This is a genomic window from Streptomyces sp. NPDC046859 (assembly GCF_040645135.1).
Classification (GTDB): Bacteria; Actinomycetota; Actinomycetes; order Streptomycetales; family Streptomycetaceae; genus Streptomyces.
In genome coordinates this window covers 165,229-186,156 of the sequence record NZ_JBEYXR010000004.1, presented here as the reverse complement: position 1 = coordinate 186,156, position 20,928 = coordinate 165,229, and the positions used below count along the sequence as shown (strand labels likewise).

The window sequence follows — 20,928 nt, the reverse complement described above, 5'->3', positions numbered from 1 at the left end:
CCCACCCGTACGGCCCCACCCCGTTCCCGGAGGGACTTCGTGCACAGAACCGGTTTCAGAGACACCCGCACCCCCAGGCGTCGCAGACTGCGCGCCACCGTCGCCCTCTTCACCGGCCTGCTCCTGGCCGTCGGCACCCCGGCCACCGTCGCCGGCGCCCACCCCGGCCACCCCGAGCACGACGAACCGGCTGCCGCCGAGGGCCAGTTCCAGCAGGTGCCGCTCGCCAAGGGCGAACCCGAGACGGGCGAGCCGATGTCGCTCGCCGTGCTCCCGGACCGCAGCGTCCTGCACACCTCGCGCGACGGCACGCTGCGCCTGACCGACCAGGGCGGCGTCACCAAGGTCGCCGGCCGCCTCGACGTCTACAACCACGACGAGGAGGGCCTCCAGGGCGTCGGCATCGACCCGGACTTCAAGAACAACCGGGCCATCTACCTGTACTACGCCCCGCCGCTGGACACCCCCGCGGGCGACGCCCCGGAGACCGGCACGGCCGAGGACTTCAAGAAGTTCGACGGCGTCAACCGCCTCTCCCGCTTCACCCTCAACACCAACGGCACCCTGAACCTCGCCAGCGAGAAGAAGGTCCTGGACGTCGCGGCCTCCCGCGGCATCTGCTGCCACGTCGGCGGCGACATCGCCTTCGACGCCGAGGGCAACCTCTACCTCTCCACGGGCGACGACACCAACCCCTTCGCCTCCGACGGCTACACGCCGATCGACGAGCGCGCGGACCGCAACCCTGCCTTCGACGCCCGCCGCAGCGCCGGCAACACCAACGACCTGCGCGGCAAGATCCTGCGCATCAAGGTCGCCGAGGACGGCTCGTACACCATCCCGGAGGGCAACCTCTTCGAGCCCGGCACGGAGAAGACCCGTCCCGAGATCTACGCGATGGGCTTCCGCAACCCGTTCCGCATCAGCGTCGACAAGAAGACCGGCACGGTCTACGTCGGTGACTACGGCCCCGACGCCGGCGCCGCCAGCCCCACCCGCGGCCCCGCCGGACAGGTCGAGTTCGCCAAGGTCACCCGGGCCGCCAACTTCGGCTGGCCGTTCTGCACCGGCGCCAACGACGCATACGTCGACTACGACTTCGGCACCGGCGCCTCCGGTGGGAAGTTCGACTGCGACGCCCCGAAGAACACCTCCCGGCACAACACCGGCCTCACCGACCTGCCGCCCGCGCAGCCCGCGTGGATCCCCTACGACGGCGGCTCCGTACCGGAGTTCGGCAGCGGTTCGGAGTCCCCGATGGGCGGCCCGGTCTACCGCTACGACCCCGAGCTCGACTCCAAGGTGAAGTTCCCCGAGGAGTACGACGGCGACTTCTTCGCCGGCGAGTTCGGCCGCCGCTGGATCAAGCGGATCGAGCAGACCGAAGACGGCTCCGTCGCGAAGATCAACGACTTCCCGTGGACCGGCACCCAGATCATGGACATGGAGTTCGGCCCCGACGGCGCGCTCTACGTCCTCGACTACGGCCTGTCCTGGTTCCAGGGCGACAAGGACTCCGCCCTGTACCGGATCGAGAACGCCGAGGACGGCTTCTCCCCGATCGCCGAGGTGAGCGCCGACAAGACATCCGGCGCGGCCGGCCTCAAGGTCAAGTTCACCGCCTCCGCGAAGGACGCCGACTCCACGGACCTCACCTACAGCTGGGACTTCGGCGACGGCACCAAGGGCGAGGGCCTGACCCCCACCCACCAGTACAAGAAGGTCGGCACCTACAGCGCCACCTTCACCGCCACGGACCCCGAGGGCAACACGGGCAACGCCAGTGTCCGGATCGTCGTCGGCAACACCGAACCCAAGGTGCGCATCGACATCCCGGGCAACGGGGCGCTCGCCGAGTTCGGCAAGCCCGTCCCGTTCAAGGTGACGGTCACCGACCCCGAGGAGACCGTCGACTGCTCCAAGGTCAAGGTCGTCTACAGCCTGGGCCACGACTCCCACGCCCACGAACTCACCAGTGAGACGGGCTGCGAGGGCACCCTGAACCCGCCCCCCGGTGACGGCGGGCACGACCCCAACGCCAACATCTACGGGGTGGTCGGCGCCGCCTACACCGACGGCGGGGCCAACGGCCAGGAGGCCCTGACCGGCACCGCCCGGGCCGTGGTCCAGCCGCTGCACCGCCAGGCCGAGCACTTCACCGCCCAGTCCGGCGTCAGCACCTTCGACAAGGCGCAGGCCAACGGCGGCAAGACCGTCGGCGACATCCAGGACGGGGACTGGATCTCCTTCAGCCCCTACCGCTTCGACGGACAGAAGAAGATGACCGTACGGGCCTCGTCCGGCGGCAACGGCGGCTTCGTCGAACTGCGCACCGGCTCGCCCGACGGCCCGCTGCACGGCTCGGCGTACATCCCGCCGACCGGCGGCTGGGAGACGTTCCAGAACGTCGACGTGCCGCTGCGCGCGCTGCCGAAGAAGACCACCGAGATCTATCTGGTATTCAAGGGCGGCGAGGGCGCCCTGTACGACGTGGACGACTTCGAGTTCTCCACCCAGCCGTTCAAGGGCGGCAAGAAGGTCCTCGTCTTCTCGAAGACCGCCGGCTTCCGGCACGACTCCATCCCGGCCGGCGTCGCCGCGCTGAAGGAACTCGGCGCCCCGGCCGGCATCACGGTCGACGCGACCGAGGAGGCCCGGCAGTTCACCACCACCAACCTGGCCAAGTACGACGCGGTGGCGTTCCTGTCCACCACGGGTGACGTCCTGAACGCCGAGCAGCAGAAGGCGTTCGAGGACTACGTGGCCGGCGGTGGCGGCTACATGGGCATCCACGCCGCTGCCGACACCGAGTACGACTGGGCGTTCTACGGCGGCCTCGTCGGCGCCTACTTCGCCTCGCACCCGGCCATCCAGAAGGCCACCGTCCGCGTCGAGGACCACGACCACCCCGCCACCGCGCACCTGGACGACACCTGGGAGCGCACCGACGAGTGGTACAACTACCGCACCAACCCGCGTGAGCAGGCCAAGGTCCTCGCCACCCTGGACGAGACCACCTACCAGGGCGGCACCATGAAGGGCGACCACCCGATCGCCTGGTGCCAGAGCTACGGCGGCGGCCGCTCCTTCTACACCGGCGGCGGCCACACCAGGGAGTCCTACGCCGACGAAGCCTTCCGCGCCCACCTGCTCGGCGGCCTGCAGTACGCCACCGGACAGGTCAAGGCGGACTGCAAGCCGGGCAAGGGCTACCGGAAGATCTTCAACGGCCAGACGCTGGACGGCTGGAAGCAGGCCGGCCCGGGCAGGTTCGTCGTCAAGGACGGCGGGGTCATGGAGACCGAGGGCGGCATGGGCCTGCTCTGGTACCAGGCCAAGGAGCTCAAGTCGTACTCCCTCAAGCTCGACTGGAAGATGCGGGGCGACGACAACTCCGGTGTGTTCGTCGGCTTTCCGGCCTCCGACGACCCCTGGTCCGCGGTCGACAAGGGTTACGAGATCCAGATCGACGCCACGGACGCGTCCGACCGCACGACCGGAGCGGTCTACTCGTTCAAGTCGGCCGACATCAGGGCCCGTGACCGGGTCCTGCGGCCGCCCGGCCAGTGGAACTCCTACGAGATCAAGGTCCAGGGCGAACGCCTCCAGGTGTTCCTCAACGGAGTCAAGATCAACGACTTCACCAACAAGGACCCCCAGCGGAGCCTGACCGACGGCTACATCGGCCTGCAGAACCACGGCGCCGACGACCAGGTCTCCTTCCGCAACATCCAGCTGAAGGAACTGCCCGTCCAGGGCGACTGAACGGCGGCGGGCGGGGGACGCCGGACCCCCGCCCGCCGTCCCTCGCACTCCCCCCGGTGTTCGCGCACGACCAGGAGGCTGCCCATGTCCGCGTCCGCGTCCCCTTCCGCGTCCCTGCCCCGCCCGCGCACGGGGGTGTGGCTGATCGGAGCACGTGGCTCCGTCGCCACCACCGTCGTCACGGGGTGCGCCGCCATCGCCGCCGGACTGCACCCGCCGACCGGCATGGTGACCGAGACCCCCGCCTTCACCCGCAGCGGCCTGCCCGCCCTGTCCGACCTCGTCTTCGGCGGCCACGACACCCTCGACTGCCCGCTTCCCAAGCGCGCCGAGACCCTGACCGCCGGAGGAGTCCTCCCGCCCGGCGTCGCCACCGCCGTCGCCGCCGAACTCACCGCCGCCGACCGGGAGATCAGGCCCGGCGGCCCCACCCCCGGGGACACCCGCACCGAGGCCGAACTGATCGGCGCCTTCGCCGCCGACATCCGCGACTTCACCCGCCGCCACGGTTTGGAACGGACGGTCGTCGTGAACGTGGCCTCCACCGAACCCGCCTCCGAGGGCCGTGCGGACGCCCCCCTCCCCGCCAGCACCCTGTACGCCCTCGCCGCCCTGCGCGCCGGCTGCCCCTACGTCAACTTCACCCCCTCCGAGGGCATGCACCACCCGGTCGCCGCCCGCGAGGCAGAGCGCAGCGGCCTGCCGTACGCCGGACGGGACGGCAAGACCGGCCAGACCCTGCTGCGGGCCGTGCTGGGGCCGATGTTCGCCCAGCGGTCCCTGACCGTCCGTGCCTGGTCCGGCACCAACCTGCTCGGCGGCGGCGACGGCGCGGCCCTCGCCGACCCGGCCGCCGCCGCGGCGAAGAACGCGGGCAAGGAACGCGTGCTCGCCGACACCCTCGGCACCGTGCCCGAGGGCGAGGTCCACATCGACGACGTCCCGGCGCTCGGGGACTGGAAGACCGCCTGGGACCACATCGCCTTCGACGGCTTCCTCGGCACCCGCATGGTGCTGCAGACCATCTGGCAGGGCTGCGACTCGGCGCTCGCGGCCCCCCTGGTCCTGGACCTGGCCCGCCTCACCGCCCGCGCCCACGAGGCCGGCCTGTCCGGCCCGCTCGGCCCACTCGGCTTCTACTTCAAGGACCCCCTGGGCGAGGGCCCGGCGAGCCTGGGCGACCAGTACGGCGCTCTGCTGGAGCTGGGGGAGCGGCTGCGCCCGGCGGACACCGGCCATTCGGAGGAGCGTCCGTGAGCCGTCGCCGTGCGTGGGCCGAACTGCTGCGTCTGCCCGCCCTGTTCACGGTCCCCGGCGACGCCCTCAGCGGTGCCGTCGCCGCCGGGGCCCGGCCCACGCCCCGCACCCTGCTCGCCATCGGCTCCTCCCTCTGCCTCTACGAGGCCGGCATGGCCCTCAACGACTGGGCGGACCGCGCGGAGGACGCCGCCGAACGCCCCCACCGCCCCCTGCCCTCCGGACGCATCCGGCCGTCCTCCGCCCTCGCGGCGGCCTGCGCCCTGACCGCCGCCGGTCTGGGCCTGGCCGCCGGCGCCGGCCGCCCCGCCCTGGCGGTGGCGACCCCGCTGGCCGCCACCGTCTGGGCGTACGACCTCGGTCTCAAGCACACCCCGGCCGGCCCCGTCGCCATGGCCGCCGCCCGCGGCCTCGACCACCTGCTCGGGGCGGCCGCCACCACCGGCCGCCCCGAAGCGGCCCTGTCCTCCGCGGCCCTGCTCGGCACCCACACCCTCGCGGTGACCGCCGTCTCCCGCCGCGAGACCCAGGGCGGCACGTCCCTCCCACCCCTGGCGGCCCTGGGGACGACGGCCGTGCTGGCACGGCTGGTGGCGGGTGGGGGACGGGGGGCAGCTCCGGCGCGGGGCGGCCCCTTCCCGAAGGGCGGTCCCACCCCCGGTCAGGCCCTGCGCACCGCCCTCGCCGCCGCCTACGCCGTCACCGCCGGGCGTCCGTACACCCACGCGGCGCTCAACCCCTCACCGCCCCTCACCCAGCGGGCGGTCGGCGGCGGCATCCGCGCCACCATCCCGCTCCAGGCGGCGCTCGCGGCCCGCGCCGGAGCCGGGCTCACCGCCCTGGCCATCGCCGCGCTCGCCCCGATCGGGCGGCGGTACGCGCAGAAGGTGAGCATCACATGACCCCCCGCCCCGCACCGGCCCCCGCCTCCCCGTCCGCCACGCCGCGCACCCCTTCCACGGCGCCTCCCCCCGAGTCGGCCCGACCCACCTCACCCACCCCGCTGCCTGCGCCCACCCCCGCCAGTCCCGGGCCCACCCCCCTCCGCTTCGGGTACGGCACCAACGGCCTCGCCGACCTCCGGCTCGACGACGCCCTCGGCCTCCTGGCCGACCTCGGTTACGACGGCCTCGGCCTGACGCTCGACCACATGCATCTCGACCCCTACGCCCCGGACCTGGCCGCCCGTACCGGCCGCCTCGCCCGGCGGCTGGCGGAGCTCGGCCTGGGCGTCACCGTGGAGACCGGCGCCCGCTACGTGCTCGACGCGCGACGCAAGCACGGCCCCTCGCTGCTGGACGCGGAGCCCGACGACCGCGCCCGCCGCATCAACCTGCTGCTGCGGGCCGTCCGGGTCGCCGCCGACCTCGGCGCCCACGCCGTGCACTGCTTCAGCGGCGTCCTCCCGCCCGGCACCGACGAGGACACGGCGTGGAAGCGTCTGGCCGACAGCCTCGCCCCGGTCCTGGACGCCGCCGCTGCCGCCGGTGTGCCCCTCGCCGTCGAACCGGAACCCGGCCACCTCGTGGCCCGCCTCGACGACTTCCACCGGCTGCGTCGCACCCTCGGCGACCCCGGCCCGCTGGGGCTCACCCTCGACATCGGCCACTGCCAGTGCCTGGAGGCCTCCTCTCCCGCCGACTGCGTGCGCGCCGCCGCGCCCTGGCTGCGCCATGTGCAGATCGAGGACATGCGGCGCGGTGTCCACGAACACCTCCCGTTCGGGGAGGGAGAGATCGACTTCCCACCCGTGCTCGCGGCTCTCGCCGCCACCGGCTACCAGGGCCTCACCGTCATCGAACTGCCCCGCCACTCCCACGCCGGACCGCACCACGCCGCACTGTCCCTCCCGTTCCTCCGCCGCGCCGAGGCCACGGCCCTCGCCTCACCCCTCCCCGTCCCATCGCACGGCGATCCCTCCGCCACCCCTGAAGGGAGCACCTCATGACCCACCCCCGCACCAGCCCGGCGACCCCGGGCGCGGCCCCCGCCGGCGACCCGCTCACGGACCCGGGCGCCGACTCGGGACCAAGATCCGTGGCCGGCACGGCGTCGGACGTCACGCCGACCGCCGGCACGGCGTCGGACGTCACACCGCCCCCCGGCACGGCGTCGGACGTCACACCGCCCCCCGGCACGGCGGCGGATGTCACGCCGACCCCCGGCACGGCGGCGGACGTCACGCCGACCGCTGGCACGGCGACGGATGTCACGCCGATCCCCGCCACGGCGTCGGATGTCACGCCGACCGCTGGCGCCGCGTCGGACGCCACGCCGACCGCTGACGCCGCGGCGGATGTCACGCCGACCGCTGGCACGGCGTCGGATGTCACGCCGACCCCCGGCACGGCGTCGGATGTCACGCCGACCCCCGGCACCGCGACGGCCGGTGCGACCGAACCGCCCGCCGGCAGCGCGCCCCTTGCCACCGTCACGCCCGCCGAACTGCGCGACCACCTCACCGCCCGGCTCGACGAACCGGCCCGCGGCTGGCTGCGGCGCGCCCTCGACGAGGCCGCCGCCCACCCCGGCACCCACGGCCCCATCTCGGTGTGGGAGCTGCGTATCGCCGAGGCCGGCCGCCGCTGCGGTCCCGCGCACGCCGACGCCGCCCGCGTCCTCATCCTGCACGCCGCCCGCGCCGACGCCGACGCTCTCGCCCGGGTCTACTACCAGGGCACCGGCGCCGAACGCCGCGCCGTCCTGTACGCCCTGCCGCACCTGGTGCCCGGCCCCGAGGGCCTGCCACTCGTCGAGGACGCCCTGCGCACCAACGACACCAGGCTCCTCACCGCCGCCGTCGGCCCCTACGCCGCCCGGCACCTCGACGCCCACGCATGGCGACACGCAGTCCTGAAGTGCCTGTTCACCGGAGTGCCCGTCGACGCCGTGGCCGACCTGGACCGCCGGGCGCACCGCGACACCGAACTGTCCCGGATGCTGACCGACTACGCGGCCGAGCGCACCGCCGCCGGCCGCGCCGTCCCCGCCGACCTGCACCGCGTACTGACCTTGACCGACCCCCCGGCCACCCCCTTCGCGCCCGCCGCCGACCACGGCTGAGCGCACCGACGGCAAGGAGTCCCGATGCGCCTCTTCGACCCCCACATCCACATGACGTCGCGCACCACCGACGACTACGAGGCCATGTACGCCGCCGGTGTCCGTGCCGTCGTCGAACCCTCCTTCTGGCTCGGCCAGCCCCGCACCTCTCCCGCCTCCTTCCTCGACTACTTCGACTCCCTCCTCGGCTGGGAGCCGTTCCGCGCCGCCCAGCACGGCATCGCCCACCACTGCACCCTCGCCCTCAACCCCAAGGAGGCGAACGACCCGCGCTGCGTCCCGGTCCTCGACGAACTTCCCCGGTATCTCGTCAAGGACCAGGTCGTCGCCGTCGGCGAGATCGGCTATGACTCGATGACCCCCGCCGAGGACACCGCCCTGGCCGCCCAGCTCGAACTCGCCGCCGCCCACGAACTGCCCGCGCTGGTCCACACCCCGCACCGCGACAAGCTCGCCGGCCTGCGCCGCACCCTCGACGTGGTCCGCGAGTCCGCCCTGCCCCTGGACCACGTCCTGATCGACCACCTGAACGAGACCACCGTCAAGGAGGCCAAGGACAGCGGCTGCTGGCTCGGCTTCTCCGTCTATCCCGACACCAAGATGGACGAGGAACGGATGGTCGCCATCCTGCGCGCCTACGGCCCTGAGCGGGTCCTGGTGAACTCCGCGGCCGACTGGGGCCGCAGCGACCCCCTCAAGACCCGCAAGGTCGCCGACCTGATGCTGGCCGAGGGTTTCGCCGAGGACGACGTGGACCGGGTGCTGTGGCGCAACCCCGTCGCCTTCTACGGGCTCAGCGGCCGCCTCACCCTCGACGTGCCCACTCCTGACGCCACTCACGAGGGCAACTCCATCCAGCGCGGCGTACCGAAGGACCCCGGCACGGGACCGGGGAAGGACCCCGGTGCGGGACCGGCCGGCGCGTCGGCGGACCGGCACGAGGCGACCGCCGTCCCGGGGGCGTGAGCGATGCGCTTCCGCCACCCCGACGGCTCCACCGTCCACCTCGCCTACTGCACCAACGTGCACCCGGCGGAGACCCTGGACGGCGTCCTCGCCCAGCTGCGCGACCACTGCGAACCGGTCCGCAGACGGCTCGGACGCGACCGCCTCGGCATCGGCCTGTGGCTCGCCAGGGACGCCGCCCGGGCTCTGGTCTCCGACCCGTCCGCGCTGCGCAGGCTGCGCACCGAACTCGACCGGCGCGGCCTGGAGGTCGTCACCCTCAACGGCTTCCCCTACGAAGGCTTCGGCGCCGAGGAGGTCAAGTACCGCGTCTACAAGCCGGACTGGGCCGACCCCGAGCGCCTGGAGCACACCACCGCCCTGGCCCGCGTCCTCGCCGGGCTGCTGCCCGATGACGTCACCCGCGGCACCATCTCCACCCTGCCCCTGGCCTGGCGGACCGCCTACGACGACCGGCGCGCCGAAACCGCCCGCACCGCCCTGGCCGCCCTCGGTGAACGCCTCGACGCCCTCCAGGAACTCACCGGCCGGGACATCCGCGTCGGCCTCGAACCCGAACCCGGCTGCGTCGTCGAGACCACTGGCGACGCCCTCGCCCCGCTCGCCGCCATCGGACACCCGCGCATCGGCGTCTGCGTCGACACCTGCCACCTCGCCACCTCCTTCGAAGACCCGCACACCGCCCTGGACGCCCTCGCCGCGGCCGGCGTCCCCGTCGTCAAGTCCCAGCTGTCCGCCGCGCTGCACGCCGAACACCCCCACCTCCCCGAGGTCCGCGAGGCGCTCGCCGCCTTCGACGAACCCCGCTTCCTGCACCAGACCCGCGTCGCCACCGCCGCCGGCCTGCGCGGCACCGACGACCTCGGCGAGGCCCTGACCGGTGACGCCCTGCCCGACGCCTCGCCGTGGCGCGCCCACTTCCACGTGCCGCTGCACGCCGCGCCCGCGGCGCCCCTCACCTCCACGCTCCCCGTCCTGAAGTCCGTACTGACCCGGCTGGCCGGGGGACCCGAGCCGCTCACCCACCACCTCGAGGTCGAGACCTACACCTGGCAGGCCCTGCCGCCCGAGCTGCGGCCCCGCGCCCGCAACCAGCTCGCCGACGGCATCGCCGCCGAACTCACGCTCGCCCGCGACCTGCTGACCGACCTCGGCCTGAAGGAGCTGCCATGACCGAGCGACCCGACCCGGCCACCCGGCCCGGCGCCCCCTCCGGCGCCGCCGGCCGCCCCACACCGCTCCTCGTCCTCGATGTCGTCGGCCTCACCCCCCGTCTCCTGCACCACATGCCCCACCTGAAGAGGCTCGCCCAGTCCGGCTCCCAGGCGCCGCTCGGCACCGTCCTGCCCGCCGTCACCTGCGCCGCGCAGTCCACCTTCCTCACCGGCTCCCACCCCTCCGAGCACGGCATCGTCGGCAACGGCTGGTACTTCCGCGAGCTCGGCGACGTCCTGCTGTGGCGCCAGCACAACGGGCTGGTCTCCGGCGACAAGCTGTGGGACGCCGCCCGCCGCGCCCACCCCGGCTACACCGTCGCCAACATCTGCTGGTGGTACGCCATGGGCGCCGACACCGACATCACCGTCACCCCCCGTCCCGTCTACTACGCCGACGGCCGCAAGGAACCCGACTGCTACACCCGGCCCCCCGCCCTGCACGACGAACTCACCGACAAGCTGGGCACCTTCCCGCTGTTCCACTTCTGGGGCCCCGGCGCCGACCTCGTGTCCAGCCGCTGGATCATCGACGCCACCCGGCACGTCATGCGCACCCGCGACACCGACCTGACCCTGTGCTACCTCCCCCATCTCGACTACGATCTGCAGCGCTTCGGCCCCGACGACCCGCGCTCCCTGAAGGCCGCCGCCGATCTGGACGCGGCCCTCGCCCCGCTCCTGGACGACGCCCGGACCCAGGGCCGTACCGTCGTCGCGCTGTCCGAGTACGGCATCACCCGCGCCGACCGCCCCGTCGACATCAACCGGGCCCTGCGCCGCGCCGGCCTGCTCGAGGTGCACACCCAGGACGGCATGGAGTACCTGGACCCGATGGCGTCCCGGGCCTTCGCCGTCGCCGACCACCAGATCGCGCACGTCTACGTCCGCCGGCCCGAGGACCTCGACGCCACCCGCGCCGCCCTCGACGGACTGCCCGGCATCGACCAGCTCCTCGACGACGAGGGCAAGAAGGCCCACCACCTCGACCACCCGCGCTCGGGCGAACTCGTCGCCGTGGCGGAGCCCGACGCCTGGTTCACGTACTACTACTGGCTCGACGACGACCGCGCGCCCGACTTCGCGCAGCTCGTCGAGATCCACCGCAAACCCGGCTACGACCCGGTCGAACTCTTCATGGATCCCCTCGACCCGTACGTGAAGGTCAAGGCCGCGACCGCGCTCGCCCGCAAGAAACTCGGCATGCGCTACCGCATGGCGGTCGTGCCCCTGGACCCCTCACCTATTCGCGGCAGCCACGGCCGCCTTCCCGCGAGCGACGACGACGGTCCGCTCCTCATCTGCTCCACCCCCCGCGCTGTCGGTGACCGCGTCGCGGCCACCGACGTCAAGCAACTCCTGCTCCGGCTCGCCGGACTCGGCTGACACCGCACGACGCACGGCCGCCGAAATCCGACTACCGAGAGTGAAACACACGGCACTGACAACGGCCGGCCCGGCGCCACCGGCACCGGCCACGACCGAGAAGGCAGGGCACCCGTGACCCCGTACTCCGACTCCTCCCGCACCCCAGCCGTCCCGCTCACCGACACCCCCGACGAGGCGCTGCGCCGCAGCCTCGGCGTGGGCCGGCGCCGCTTCCTCAGCACCTGCACCGCCGTGGCCGCCGGAGCCGTCGCCGCCCCCGTCCTCGGAGCGGCCCCCGCCCTGGCCCAGGACCGGGGCAGAGACCACGGCCACGGACACGACCACGGCCGCGGCCAGGTGCTCGTTCCGCCCCACAAGCGCGGCATCATCCTCTACACCGTCCGGGACGCCACGGCGCGCGACCCGCTGGCAAGCGACCTGCCGTCCGGCTTCCGGGAGGTGTTCAGGCAGCTCGCCCGGCACGGCTACCGCCAGGTCGAGTTCGCCGGCTACCGCCAGCACCCGAACGCGCCCGGTGGGGACAACCTGGAGACCGTCGAGGGAGCCAGGCTGCTGCGCCGCTGGCTCGACGAGTATGGTCTGCGCGCCCAGGGCAACCACGGCTTCATCCCGTCCTCCTGGCCGCTGACGACGGCCGACACGGACACCTTCAAGAAGCACCTGGAGATCGCCAACATTCTCGGCATGGACCACATGGGCACCGGCGGCGACCCCACCGGCAGTTCGTACCGCGCCGACTGGGACGTGGCCGCCGACAAGTGGAACGCCCTCGGCGAGATAGCCCGCCGCGCGGGCATCAAGCTCTACACCCACAACCACGACAGCGCCTACGGCTTCCTGCTCGACGGCGGCCCGCTGGACGACCAGGGCCGGCCGACCCGCAGCTCGGGCGTCCGGAAGCTGGAGTACTTCCTCAAGATCACCGACCCGAAGGTGGTCTGGCTGGAGATGGACGTCTTCTGGGCGCACGTCGCCCAGTACAAGTTCCACACCTACACCGCCCACGACGGCTCCACCCGCGAGAACGTCTTCGACCCGGCGGCCCTGGTCACCCGGTACAACAAGCGCTACCCGCTGTTCCACGCCAAGGACGGCGTCGTCAGCACCACCAACGGCATGGGCTGGGACATGGTGCCGTTCGGCACCGGCGACATCGACTACACGACGTTCTTCTCACGGGTCGGGCTGAGCGACTACCGCAACCCGATGGTGGAGGACGACAACTCCCCGAGCGCCACCGACCCCGCGCAGTCGCTGCGCGAAGCCAAGATCAGCTACGACAACATGGCGGCCCTGCGCAAGCGGCGCTGCTGACCCCCTGGCACACCGGACCGGGCGGCCCCTCCCGCACCACGGGAGGGGCCGCCCGGTCCGTGCGCGCCGATGCCGCTGGCGTCACCCCTCGCCGAGCGGGCGGGGGTTGGGCGTCACCTGCTTGGTCTTCGGCCGTCCCGGCGGATGCAGGAACAGCGCGACGACTCCGGCGAAGAGCGAGATGCCGCCCGCCAGGCTGAAGGCGCCGTTGTAGCCCCACGCGGCGACGACCACGGAGCCCATGCCCGCGCCCAGGCCGGAGACGAGCTTGGAGCTGTAGACCATCCCGTAGTTGGTGGCGTTGTTGTTCTCACCGAAGTAGTCCGCCGTCATCGCCGCGAACATCGGGAAGATGGCCCCGCCGCCGAAGCCGGAGACGGCGGAGAAGAACAGGAACAGCGGCAGGTTCTGGATCTCGGCCGCCCAGATGATGCCGAACTGCGCGAGCCCCAGGATCGCGCACACGTACAGCAGGCACTGCTTGCGGCCGTAGAGGTCGGAGAGCCACCCGATCACACCGCGGCCGGTGCCGTTGACGATCGCCTTCAGCGACATCGCGGTCGCCACGATGCCGGCCGCGAAGCCCGCCTCCTCGCCGATGTCGACCTGGAAGGCGATGCCGAAGATGTTCACGCCGGAGGTGCAGGCCAGACAGAACCACATCAGCGCCACCCGGCCGGTCCTCCAGGCCTCCAAGGGGGAGTACTGCTTGACGGCCGGCGGGTTCTTCTCTAGCGAGCGCCGCGCGCGCGGGTCGTCCGGCGGGTTCAGCGGGTCGACGGCGGCCGGCCACCAGTTCTTCGGCGGGTCCCGGAAGAAGAACCCGGCGACCGCCACCACCGCGGCGAGGAAGACACCGGAGGAGACCAGCACCCAGCGGAAGTTGGAGCCGTCCATGTAGCCGTGGAAGATGAAGACGAACGGCACCGAGCCGTAGGCGAATCCGCCGTTGACGAAGCCGGTCTTGCCGCCCTTGCGCTCCGGGTACCACTTGCCGACCATGTTGACGCAGGTCGCGTACACCATGCCGGCGCCCATACCGCTGAAGACGCCGAAGCCGAGGAAGGCCAGGGCGACATGCGGCGCGAAGGCCAGCGACAGATAGCCGAGCAGCGTGCCGACCGCACCCAGCATCATCGCCCACCGCGCGGGCAGCTTGCCGTTCTCACGCAGCCGCCCCGCAGGGAAGGCCACCGCGGCCTGGCAGAACACCCAGGCGGTCATCATCCAGTAGATGCTGCTGCTGGACCACTGATGGGCCTCGTGCAGCGTGTCCTCCGCGGACGCGAAGGCGTACTCGGCGGACGAGATGCCCATCATGCCCACCCAGGGCAGGATCACCATCCACTTGCGTTTGCGGCCCATGATGTCGACGTCGGTCTCGCCGACACGGTAGACGCGTCCGTTCCTGTCGGTCACCTCCCGGTAGGTGGCGACCCGCGTAACGTCGGTAGTAGTCACGTTGTTTGCACCCCTTGCGTCGAAAGTTCTGGCCAGCGCCCCCTGTCCAATGCCTTTCGTGCGCGCGCGGGTCCCGGGGCCGGCCGACGCGCACCGTCGCCCGGCCCCCCGCCGGCTCACCTCATGAACCGCCCCCCAGGAGTCCCGCCGCCCGCGCCCACCGGTACTTGGCGCCCAGCACGGCCACCGGCTTCTCGGTCGTGTACGGGTACGCCACGACCCCCCGCTCGAAGAGGTACTGGCAGGCCTCCTCGACCTCCACGTCACCCGCGAGCGACGCGACGACGGGCTTCTCGATCCCGCGCTCGCGGAACTCGGCCACCACGCGCGCGGTGAGCTCCGCGAAGACCATCGGGGGAGTGACGATGGTGTGCCAGTAGCCGAGGACCAGCGCGTGGATGCGGGGGTCCTCCAGACCGAGCCGGATCGTCGCCTCGTACGTCGACGGCGGCTCGCCGCCCGTGATGTCCACCGGGTTGCCCGCCGCGCCGAAGGGCGGGATGAACCTGCGGAACGACTCGTCCAGATCCGGTGGGATCTCCATCAGGGACAGGCCGTTGTCCGTCACCGCGTCCGACAGCAGCACCCCGCTGCCGCCCGCCCCCGTGATGATCACGACGTTGTCGCCCCGGGGAGTGGGCAGGACCGGCAACGCGCGCGCGTACTCCAGCATCTCGTTGAGCCCGGGAGCCCGGATGACGCCGGCCTGCCGGAGGATGTCGTCGTACACGGCGTCGTCGCCCGCCAGGGCCCCGGTGTGCGACCCGGCGGCCTTCGCGCCGGCGGCCGTCCGCCCCGCCTTGAGGACCACGACGGGCTTCTTCGGCACGGTCGCCCGCGCGGCCTCGACGAACGCACGCCCGTCCTTGAGGTCCTCCAGGTGCATCGCGATGCACTCGGTGTGCGGGTCCTCGCCGAACCAGGTCAGCAGGTCGTCCTCGTCCAGGTCCGACTTGTTGCCCAGGCCGACGATCGCCGACACACCCGTCTTCGTGGTCCGCGCGAAGCCCAGGATCGCCATGCCGATGCCGCCGGACTGCGAGGTCAGCGCCACCCCGCCCTTGACGTCGTACGGCGTGCAGAACGTGGCGCACAGGTCCTGCCACGTCGAGTAGTAGCCGTAGATGTTCGGCCCGAGCAGCCGGACGCCGTGCCGTTCGGCGATCGCGACGATCTCCTCCTGGAGCGCGTGCTCACCGGTCTCCGCGAACCCGGAGGGGATCAGCACGGCGTTCGGGATGCCCTTGCGCCCCACCTCCTCCAGCGCCGACGCCACGAACTTCGCGGGGATGGCGAAGACCGCCACATCCACCTCACCGGGTACGTCCGTGACACTCTTGTACGCCTTGCGGCCCAGAATGTCATCGGCCCGGGGGTTCACCGGATGGATGTCCCCGGCGAAGCCGCCGTCGACCAGGTTGCGCATCACCGAGTTGCCGATCTTGCCCTGCTCGTTGGACGCTCCGATGACGGCGACCGCCGACGGCTGCATCAGCCGGCGCATCGAGGTGAGGATCTCCGCGCGCGTGTACCGCCTTCGCTCCTTGCGCGCCTCGGAGGAGAGGATCACCCGGATGTCCGCCGCCAGGGCCCCCTCCGCGGTGGCGATGACCGGGTTGAGGTCCACCTCGGCGATGTCCGGGAAGTCGGCGACCAGTTGCCCGACCCGGCGGATCTGCTCGGCGACCGCCCACCGGTCCACGGCCGCCCCGCCGCGCACCCCGCGCAGGATCTCCGCGGAACGGATCGAGTCCAGCATGGACAGCGCCTCGTCGGCGGTCACGGGCGCCAGCCGGAACGTCACGTCCTTGAGGACCTCCACCAGGACCCCGCCCAGCCCGAAGGCGACCACCTTCCCGAACGTCGGGTCGGTGACCGCGCCGACGATGACCTCCTGCCCCGGCGGCAGCAGCTCCTGCACCTGCACGCCCTCGATCCGGGCGTCCGCGGCGTACGCGCGCGCGTTGCCGACGATGCGGTGGAACGCCGCCCGGACGTCCGCCGCCCCCTCGACCCCGACGACCACACCGCCGGCATCGGTCTTGTGCAGGATGTCCGGGGAGACGATCTTCATCACCACCGGCCCGCCGAAGCGCGCCGCGCACGCCACGGCCTCGTCGACGTCCCGCGCGAGTTCCTCGCCCGGTACGGCGATCCCGTAGGCGTCGGCGATCACCTTGCCCTCGGGCGCGGTCAGCGCGGTACGGCCCTCGGCCCGCACCGCGTCGAGCAGCTCCCGCACCCTGATGACGCGGTCCTCGGCCATCACGTCAGATCACCCCGTTCGACTTGAGCAGGCGCAGTTCCTCGTCACCGAGCCCGAGCTCGCCCACGTACACCTCTTCGTTGTGCTCGCCGAGCAGCGGTGAACTGGTCACCTCGACGGGGGAGTCGGACAGCTTCAGCGGACTGCCGACGGTGGTGAACTCGCCGCGCTCGGGATGCGGCACGGTGACGACCATCTCGTTGGCGACCAGCGACTGGTCCTCGATGATCTCCTTGGTGGACAGGATCGGCCCGCACGGGATGTTGTGGGCGTTCAGCCGCTCCAGCACCTCCCACTTGGGCAGCGTCGAGGACCATTCCTCGATCAGCTGGAACATCTTGCCCAGCTTGGGAAGCCGGGCCTCCGGCGTCGCCCACTCGGGGTCGTCGGCCAGCTCGGGCCGGCCGATGAGCTCGCTGACCGGCCGCCAGCCGACCGGCTGGACGATGACGTACACGTAGTCGTTCGGGCCGCCCGGCGCGCACTTGACCGCCCAGCCCGGCTGACCCCCGCCGGACGCGTTGCCGGACCGGGGAACCTCGTCGCCGAAGTCGTCGTTGGGATATTCGGGAAGCGGGCCGTGGGCGAGCCGCTGCTGATCGCGCAGCTTCACCCGGCAGAGGTTGAGCACAGCGTGCTGCATGGCCACGTTGACCCGCTGACCGCGCCCGGTGGTCTCGCGCTGGAAGAGCGCCGCGAGGATTCCCGCCACCGCGTGCACCCCCGTGCCCGAGTCACCGATCTGGGCCCCCGTCGCCAGCGGCGGTCCGTCCTCGAAACCGGTGGTCGACATCGACCCGCCCATGGCCTGCGCCACGACCTCGTACGCCTTGAAGGCGGTGTACGGGCCGTCGCCGAACCCCTTGATGGAGGCATAGACGATCCGGGGATTGATCTCCTGGATGCGGTCCCAGGTGAAGCCCATGCGGTCGACCGCGCCCGGCCCGAAGTTCTCGACCATGACGTCGGAGCGCCGGATCAGCTCGGTCAGGATCTCCTTGCCGCGCTCGGTCTTGGTGTTGAGGGTGATGCTCCGCTTGTTGCAGTTGAGCATCGTGAAGTAGAGGGAGTCGACGTCCGGGAGGTCGCGCAGCTGCTTGCGCGTGATGTCACCGGTCGGCGCCTCCAGCTTGACGACGTCCGCGCCGAGCCAGGCGAGCAACTGGGTCGCGGACGGCCCGGACTGCACGTGCGTCATGTCCAGGACGCGGATGCCTTCGAGGGCCTTGGACGGAGTACCCGTCGTGCCGGTCATGCGGGCCACCTCACTTGTACATGGTCTGGTTCATGGTTCCGGGGGCGTACGCGTCGGGATCGACCCAGACGTTGATCAGCGACGGCTTCCCGGACTCACGGGCGCGCCGCAGCGCGGGGCCGATGTCGGCGGGGTCGCGGACCTCCTCGCCGTAACCGCCCAGCATCTGCGCGAACTTGTCGTAGTGGACGTCGCCGAGGGTGTTGCCGACCCGCTCGCGCTCCAGGCCGTACTTCTGGGCCTGGCCGTAACGGATCTGGTTCATCGAGGAGTTGTTGCCGACGATGCCGACGAAGGGGAGGTCGTAGCGGACGAGCGTCTCGAAGTCCCAGCCGGTCAGGGAGAACGCGCCGTCGCCGAAGAGCGCGACGACCTCCTTGTCGGGACGTGCCTGCTTGGCCGCGAGCACGAACGGCACCCCGACGCCGAGCGTGCCGAGCGGACCGGGGTCCATCCAGTGCCCGGGCGACTTGGGCTGCACGACCTGGCCGGAGAAGGTGACGATGTCGCCGCCGTCGCCGATGTAGATGGAGTCCTCGGTGAGGAAGTCGTTGATCTCGCTGACCAGCCGGTACGGGTGGATGGGCGAGGCGTCGGACCTGAGGCTGGGCAGCCGCTTCTCCAGGGCGGTCTGCTCGGCCGCGCGCAGCTCGTCCAGCCACTCCTTGCGCCGGGACGCGCCCCCGTTGACGCGCCCGGAGGCGGCCTCCGTCACCGACTTCAGCACCAGGCCGGCGTCCCCGACGATGCCGAGGTCGATGTCGCGGTTCTTGCCGACGGTGCGGTAGTCGAGGTCGATCTGCACGACGGTCGCGTCCGGCGACAGCCGCTTGCCGTAGCCCATGCGGAAGTCGAAGGGCGTGCCGACGATCACGATGACGTCGGCGTTGGAGAAGGCGTACCGGCGGGACAGCTGGAAGTGGTGCGGGTCGCCGGGCGGCAGCGTGCCCCGGCCGGCGCCGTTCATGTAGGCGGGGATGTTGAGGGTCCGCACCAGTTCGACGGCCGCCTCGGTGCCCCGGGTCGTCCACACCTGGCTGCCGAGCAGGATGGCCGGCTTCTCGGCGTGGACCAGCAGGTCGGCGAGCCGCTCGACGGCCTCGGGGTCACCGGCGGAACGGGTGGAGGCACGGTAGGCGCCCGGCTGGGGCACCCGCGCCTTCGCCGTCGGCACCTTGGCGTCGAGGACGTCGCGGGGGATCTCCAGGAAGGAGGGCCCGGGGGCGCCGTGGTAGCACTCGCGGAACGCCATCGACACCATGTCCGCGGCACGGGCGGTGTCCGGCACGGACGCCGCGAACTTGGTGATCGGCGTCATCATGTCGACGTGCGGCAGGTCCTGCAGGGACCCCATCTTGTGCTGGGTGAGCGCGCCCTGACCGCCGATGAGCAGCATCGGTGACTCGGCGCGGAAGGCGTTGGCGACGCCGGTGACGGCGTCGGTGGTGCCGGGCCCGGCGGTGACGACCGCGCAGCCGGGCTTTCCGGTGATGCGGGCGTAGCCGTCGGCGGCGTGGGCGGCGACCTGCTCGTGACGGACGTCGACGACCTCGATGCCCTCGTCGACGCAGCCGTCGTAGATGTCGATGATGTGGCCGCCGCACAGGGTGTAGATGCGGTCGACGCCCTCGGCCTTCAGTGCCTTGGCTACGAGATGACCACCGGAGATGACGTCCTGGGTGTCGTCGGGCATGGCGAAGTCCTGTCCCTTCGTAGGGGGTGGGAGCGGCTCTCGCGGTACATTGCATACAGTCGACGAATACTGTATGAACCTTGTTATCCCGCATCCGGTGGGTGGTGTCCAGGGGGCGTGCGGCACTTTCGAGTCAGGAGCCGGAATGGACCTGTACGAACACCAGGCAAGGGAACTCTTCGCAGAACACGGCATCGTGGTGCCACGGGCGGAGGTCACGGACTCCTCCAAGGAGGCCCGCGAGATCGCCCGGCGGCTCGGCGGCCGCGTCGTCGTCAAGGCACAGGTGAAGACCGGGGGCCGGGGCAAGGCGGGCGGCGTGAAGCTCGCCGCGGACCCGGCCGCCGCGGAGCTCACCGCCCGTCAGATCCTCGGCATGGACATCAAGGGCCACACGGTCGGCACGGTCATGCTGGCCGAACCCGTCGACATCGAGGCCGAGTTCTACGTGTCCTACGTCCTCGACCGCGCGGCGGGCCGCTTCCTCGCGATCGCGTCCGCGGAGGGCGGCACGGAGATCGAGGAGGTCGCCGCCGGCCGGCCCGAGGCCGTCGCCCGCGTGCCCGTCGACCCCGCCGAGGGCGTCACCTCCGCGAAGGCCGGGGAGATCGCCGAGGCCGCCGGACTGCCGCCGCAGACCGTCGACGTCCTCGTCCGCCTCTGGGAGGTACTGGTCCGCGAGGACGCCCTCCTCGTCGAGGTCAACCCGCTCGTGCGCACCAGGCAGGGCCACATCCTCGCCCTCGACGGCAAGGTCACCCTCGACGACAACGCCCGCTTCCGGCAGGCTCGCTGGGGCGCCGACGGCGCCGGGCACGACGACGCCCTGGAGGCCGCCGCCGCAGCCAAGGGCCTCAACTACGTCAAGCTCGACGGGGAGGTCGGCGTCATCGGCAACGGCGCCGGCCTCGTCATGTCCACCCTCGACGTCGTCGCCGGCTGCGGCGCCCGGCCCGCCAACTTCCTCGACATCGGCGGCGGGGCCTCCGCCCAGGTCATGGCCGACGGCCTCTCCGTCATCCTGTCCGACCCGGCCGTGAAGTCGGTCCTCGTCAACGTCTTCGGCGGCATCACCGCCTGCGACGCGGTCGCCGACGGCATCGTCCGGGCCCTGGACACCGTCAGGTTGACCAAGCCGCTCGTCGTCCGCCTCGACGGCAACAACGCCGCCCGCGGCCGGGCCATCCTCGACGAGCACGCCCACCCGCTGGTCCAGCAGGCCACCACCATGGACGGCGCCGCCGAGCGCGCCGCCCGACTCGCCGCCGCCACCGCCTGAGGAGAC

Annotated in this window: 13 protein-coding genes and 1 pseudogene; 10 read left to right on the top strand and 4 right to left on the bottom strand. The window is 72.0% G+C overall.

Going from position 1 to position 20,928, the window contains the following annotated elements; translation table 11 throughout:
* The first annotated feature begins 39 nt into the window (after positions 1–39).
* The 9 genes and pseudogenes from ABZ899_RS07145 (at position 40) to ABZ899_RS07105 (ending at position 12,968) form a co-directional block, all read left to right on the top strand.
* The gene (locus ABZ899_RS07145) at positions 40–3,765 is read left to right on the top strand and encodes a ThuA domain-containing protein (RefSeq protein ID WP_361341925.1); all 3,726 of its coding nucleotides are present in this window, start codon (positions 40–42) and stop codon (positions 3,763–3,765) included.
* Between the two features lie 84 nt (positions 3,766–3,849).
* A complete protein-coding gene (locus tag ABZ899_RS07140) occupies positions 3,850–5,022 on the top strand; it encodes an inositol-3-phosphate synthase (RefSeq protein ID WP_361341923.1) in 1,173 nt (390 codons plus the stop codon).
* On the top strand, positions 5,019–5,924 hold the full coding sequence (locus ABZ899_RS07135; RefSeq protein ID WP_361341920.1) for an SCO3242 family prenyltransferase: 906 nt from the start codon (positions 5,019–5,021) through the stop codon (positions 5,922–5,924). The genes ABZ899_RS07140 and ABZ899_RS07135 overlap by 4 nt, the downstream gene beginning before the upstream one ends.
* Positions 5,921–6,970 (top strand): sugar phosphate isomerase/epimerase family protein, encoded by a 1,050-nt coding sequence (locus tag ABZ899_RS07130; protein ID WP_361341917.1) that lies wholly within the window; start codon positions 5,921–5,923, stop codon positions 6,968–6,970. The genes ABZ899_RS07135 and ABZ899_RS07130 overlap by 4 nt, the downstream gene beginning before the upstream one ends.
* 488 nt (positions 6,971–7,458) lie before the next feature.
* Positions 7,459–8,085: pseudogene (locus ABZ899_RS07125) on the top strand (EboA domain-containing protein); the annotation flags it as partial.
* 24 nt (positions 8,086–8,109) lie between these two features.
* A complete protein-coding gene (locus ABZ899_RS07120; protein WP_361341914.1) occupies positions 8,110–9,051 on the top strand; it encodes a TatD family hydrolase in 942 nt (313 codons plus the stop codon).
* 3 nt (positions 9,052–9,054) lie between these two features.
* Entirely contained in the window at positions 9,055–10,224 is a 1,170-nt protein-coding gene (eboE, locus tag ABZ899_RS07115; RefSeq protein ID WP_361341911.1) for a metabolite traffic protein EboE, read from the top strand.
* Positions 10,221–11,651 (top strand): nucleotide pyrophosphatase/phosphodiesterase family protein, encoded by a 1,431-nt coding sequence (locus tag ABZ899_RS07110; protein ID WP_361341908.1) that lies wholly within the window; start codon positions 10,221–10,223, stop codon positions 11,649–11,651. The genes eboE and ABZ899_RS07110 overlap by 4 nt, the downstream gene beginning before the upstream one ends.
* Before the next feature lie 114 nt (positions 11,652–11,765).
* Positions 11,766–12,968 (top strand): sugar phosphate isomerase/epimerase family protein, encoded by a 1,203-nt coding sequence (locus tag ABZ899_RS07105; protein ID WP_361341906.1) that lies wholly within the window; start codon positions 11,766–11,768, stop codon positions 12,966–12,968.
* Positions 12,969–13,049: 81 nt separating this feature from the next.
* Here the strand turns inward: ABZ899_RS07105 and ABZ899_RS07100 are convergent, their stop codons facing one another.
* The 4 genes from ABZ899_RS07100 to ABZ899_RS07085 all read right to left on the bottom strand — a co-directional run bounded on the left by ABZ899_RS07100 (position 13,050) and on the right by ABZ899_RS07085 (position 19,643).
* Positions 13,050–14,429, bottom strand: coding sequence for an OFA family MFS transporter (locus ABZ899_RS07100; RefSeq protein ID WP_361341903.1), 1,380 nt, complete (start codon positions 14,427–14,429; stop codon positions 13,050–13,052).
* A 121-nt stretch (positions 14,430–14,550) separates the two neighbouring features.
* A complete protein-coding gene (locus tag ABZ899_RS07095; RefSeq protein WP_361341900.1) occupies positions 14,551–16,695 on the bottom strand; it encodes an acetate--CoA ligase family protein in 2,145 nt (714 codons plus the stop codon).
* Between the two features lie 4 nt (positions 16,696–16,699).
* Entirely contained in the window at positions 16,700–17,950 is a 1,251-nt protein-coding gene (gene frc, locus ABZ899_RS07090; protein WP_361341897.1) for a formyl-CoA transferase, read from the bottom strand.
* Between the two features lie 10 nt (positions 17,951–17,960).
* Positions 17,961–19,643: a thiamine pyrophosphate-binding protein gene (locus ABZ899_RS07085; RefSeq protein WP_361341895.1), complete on the bottom strand. Its 1,683-nt coding sequence runs from the start codon at positions 19,641–19,643 to the stop codon at positions 17,961–17,963.
* Positions 19,644–19,788: 145 nt separating this feature from the next.
* Between ABZ899_RS07085 and sucC the strand changes: the two genes are divergently transcribed.
* Entirely contained in the window at positions 19,789–20,922 is a 1,134-nt protein-coding gene (sucC, locus tag ABZ899_RS07080) for an ADP-forming succinate--CoA ligase subunit beta (RefSeq protein ID WP_361341893.1), read from the top strand.
* Positions 20,923–20,928 lie beyond the last annotated feature (6 nt).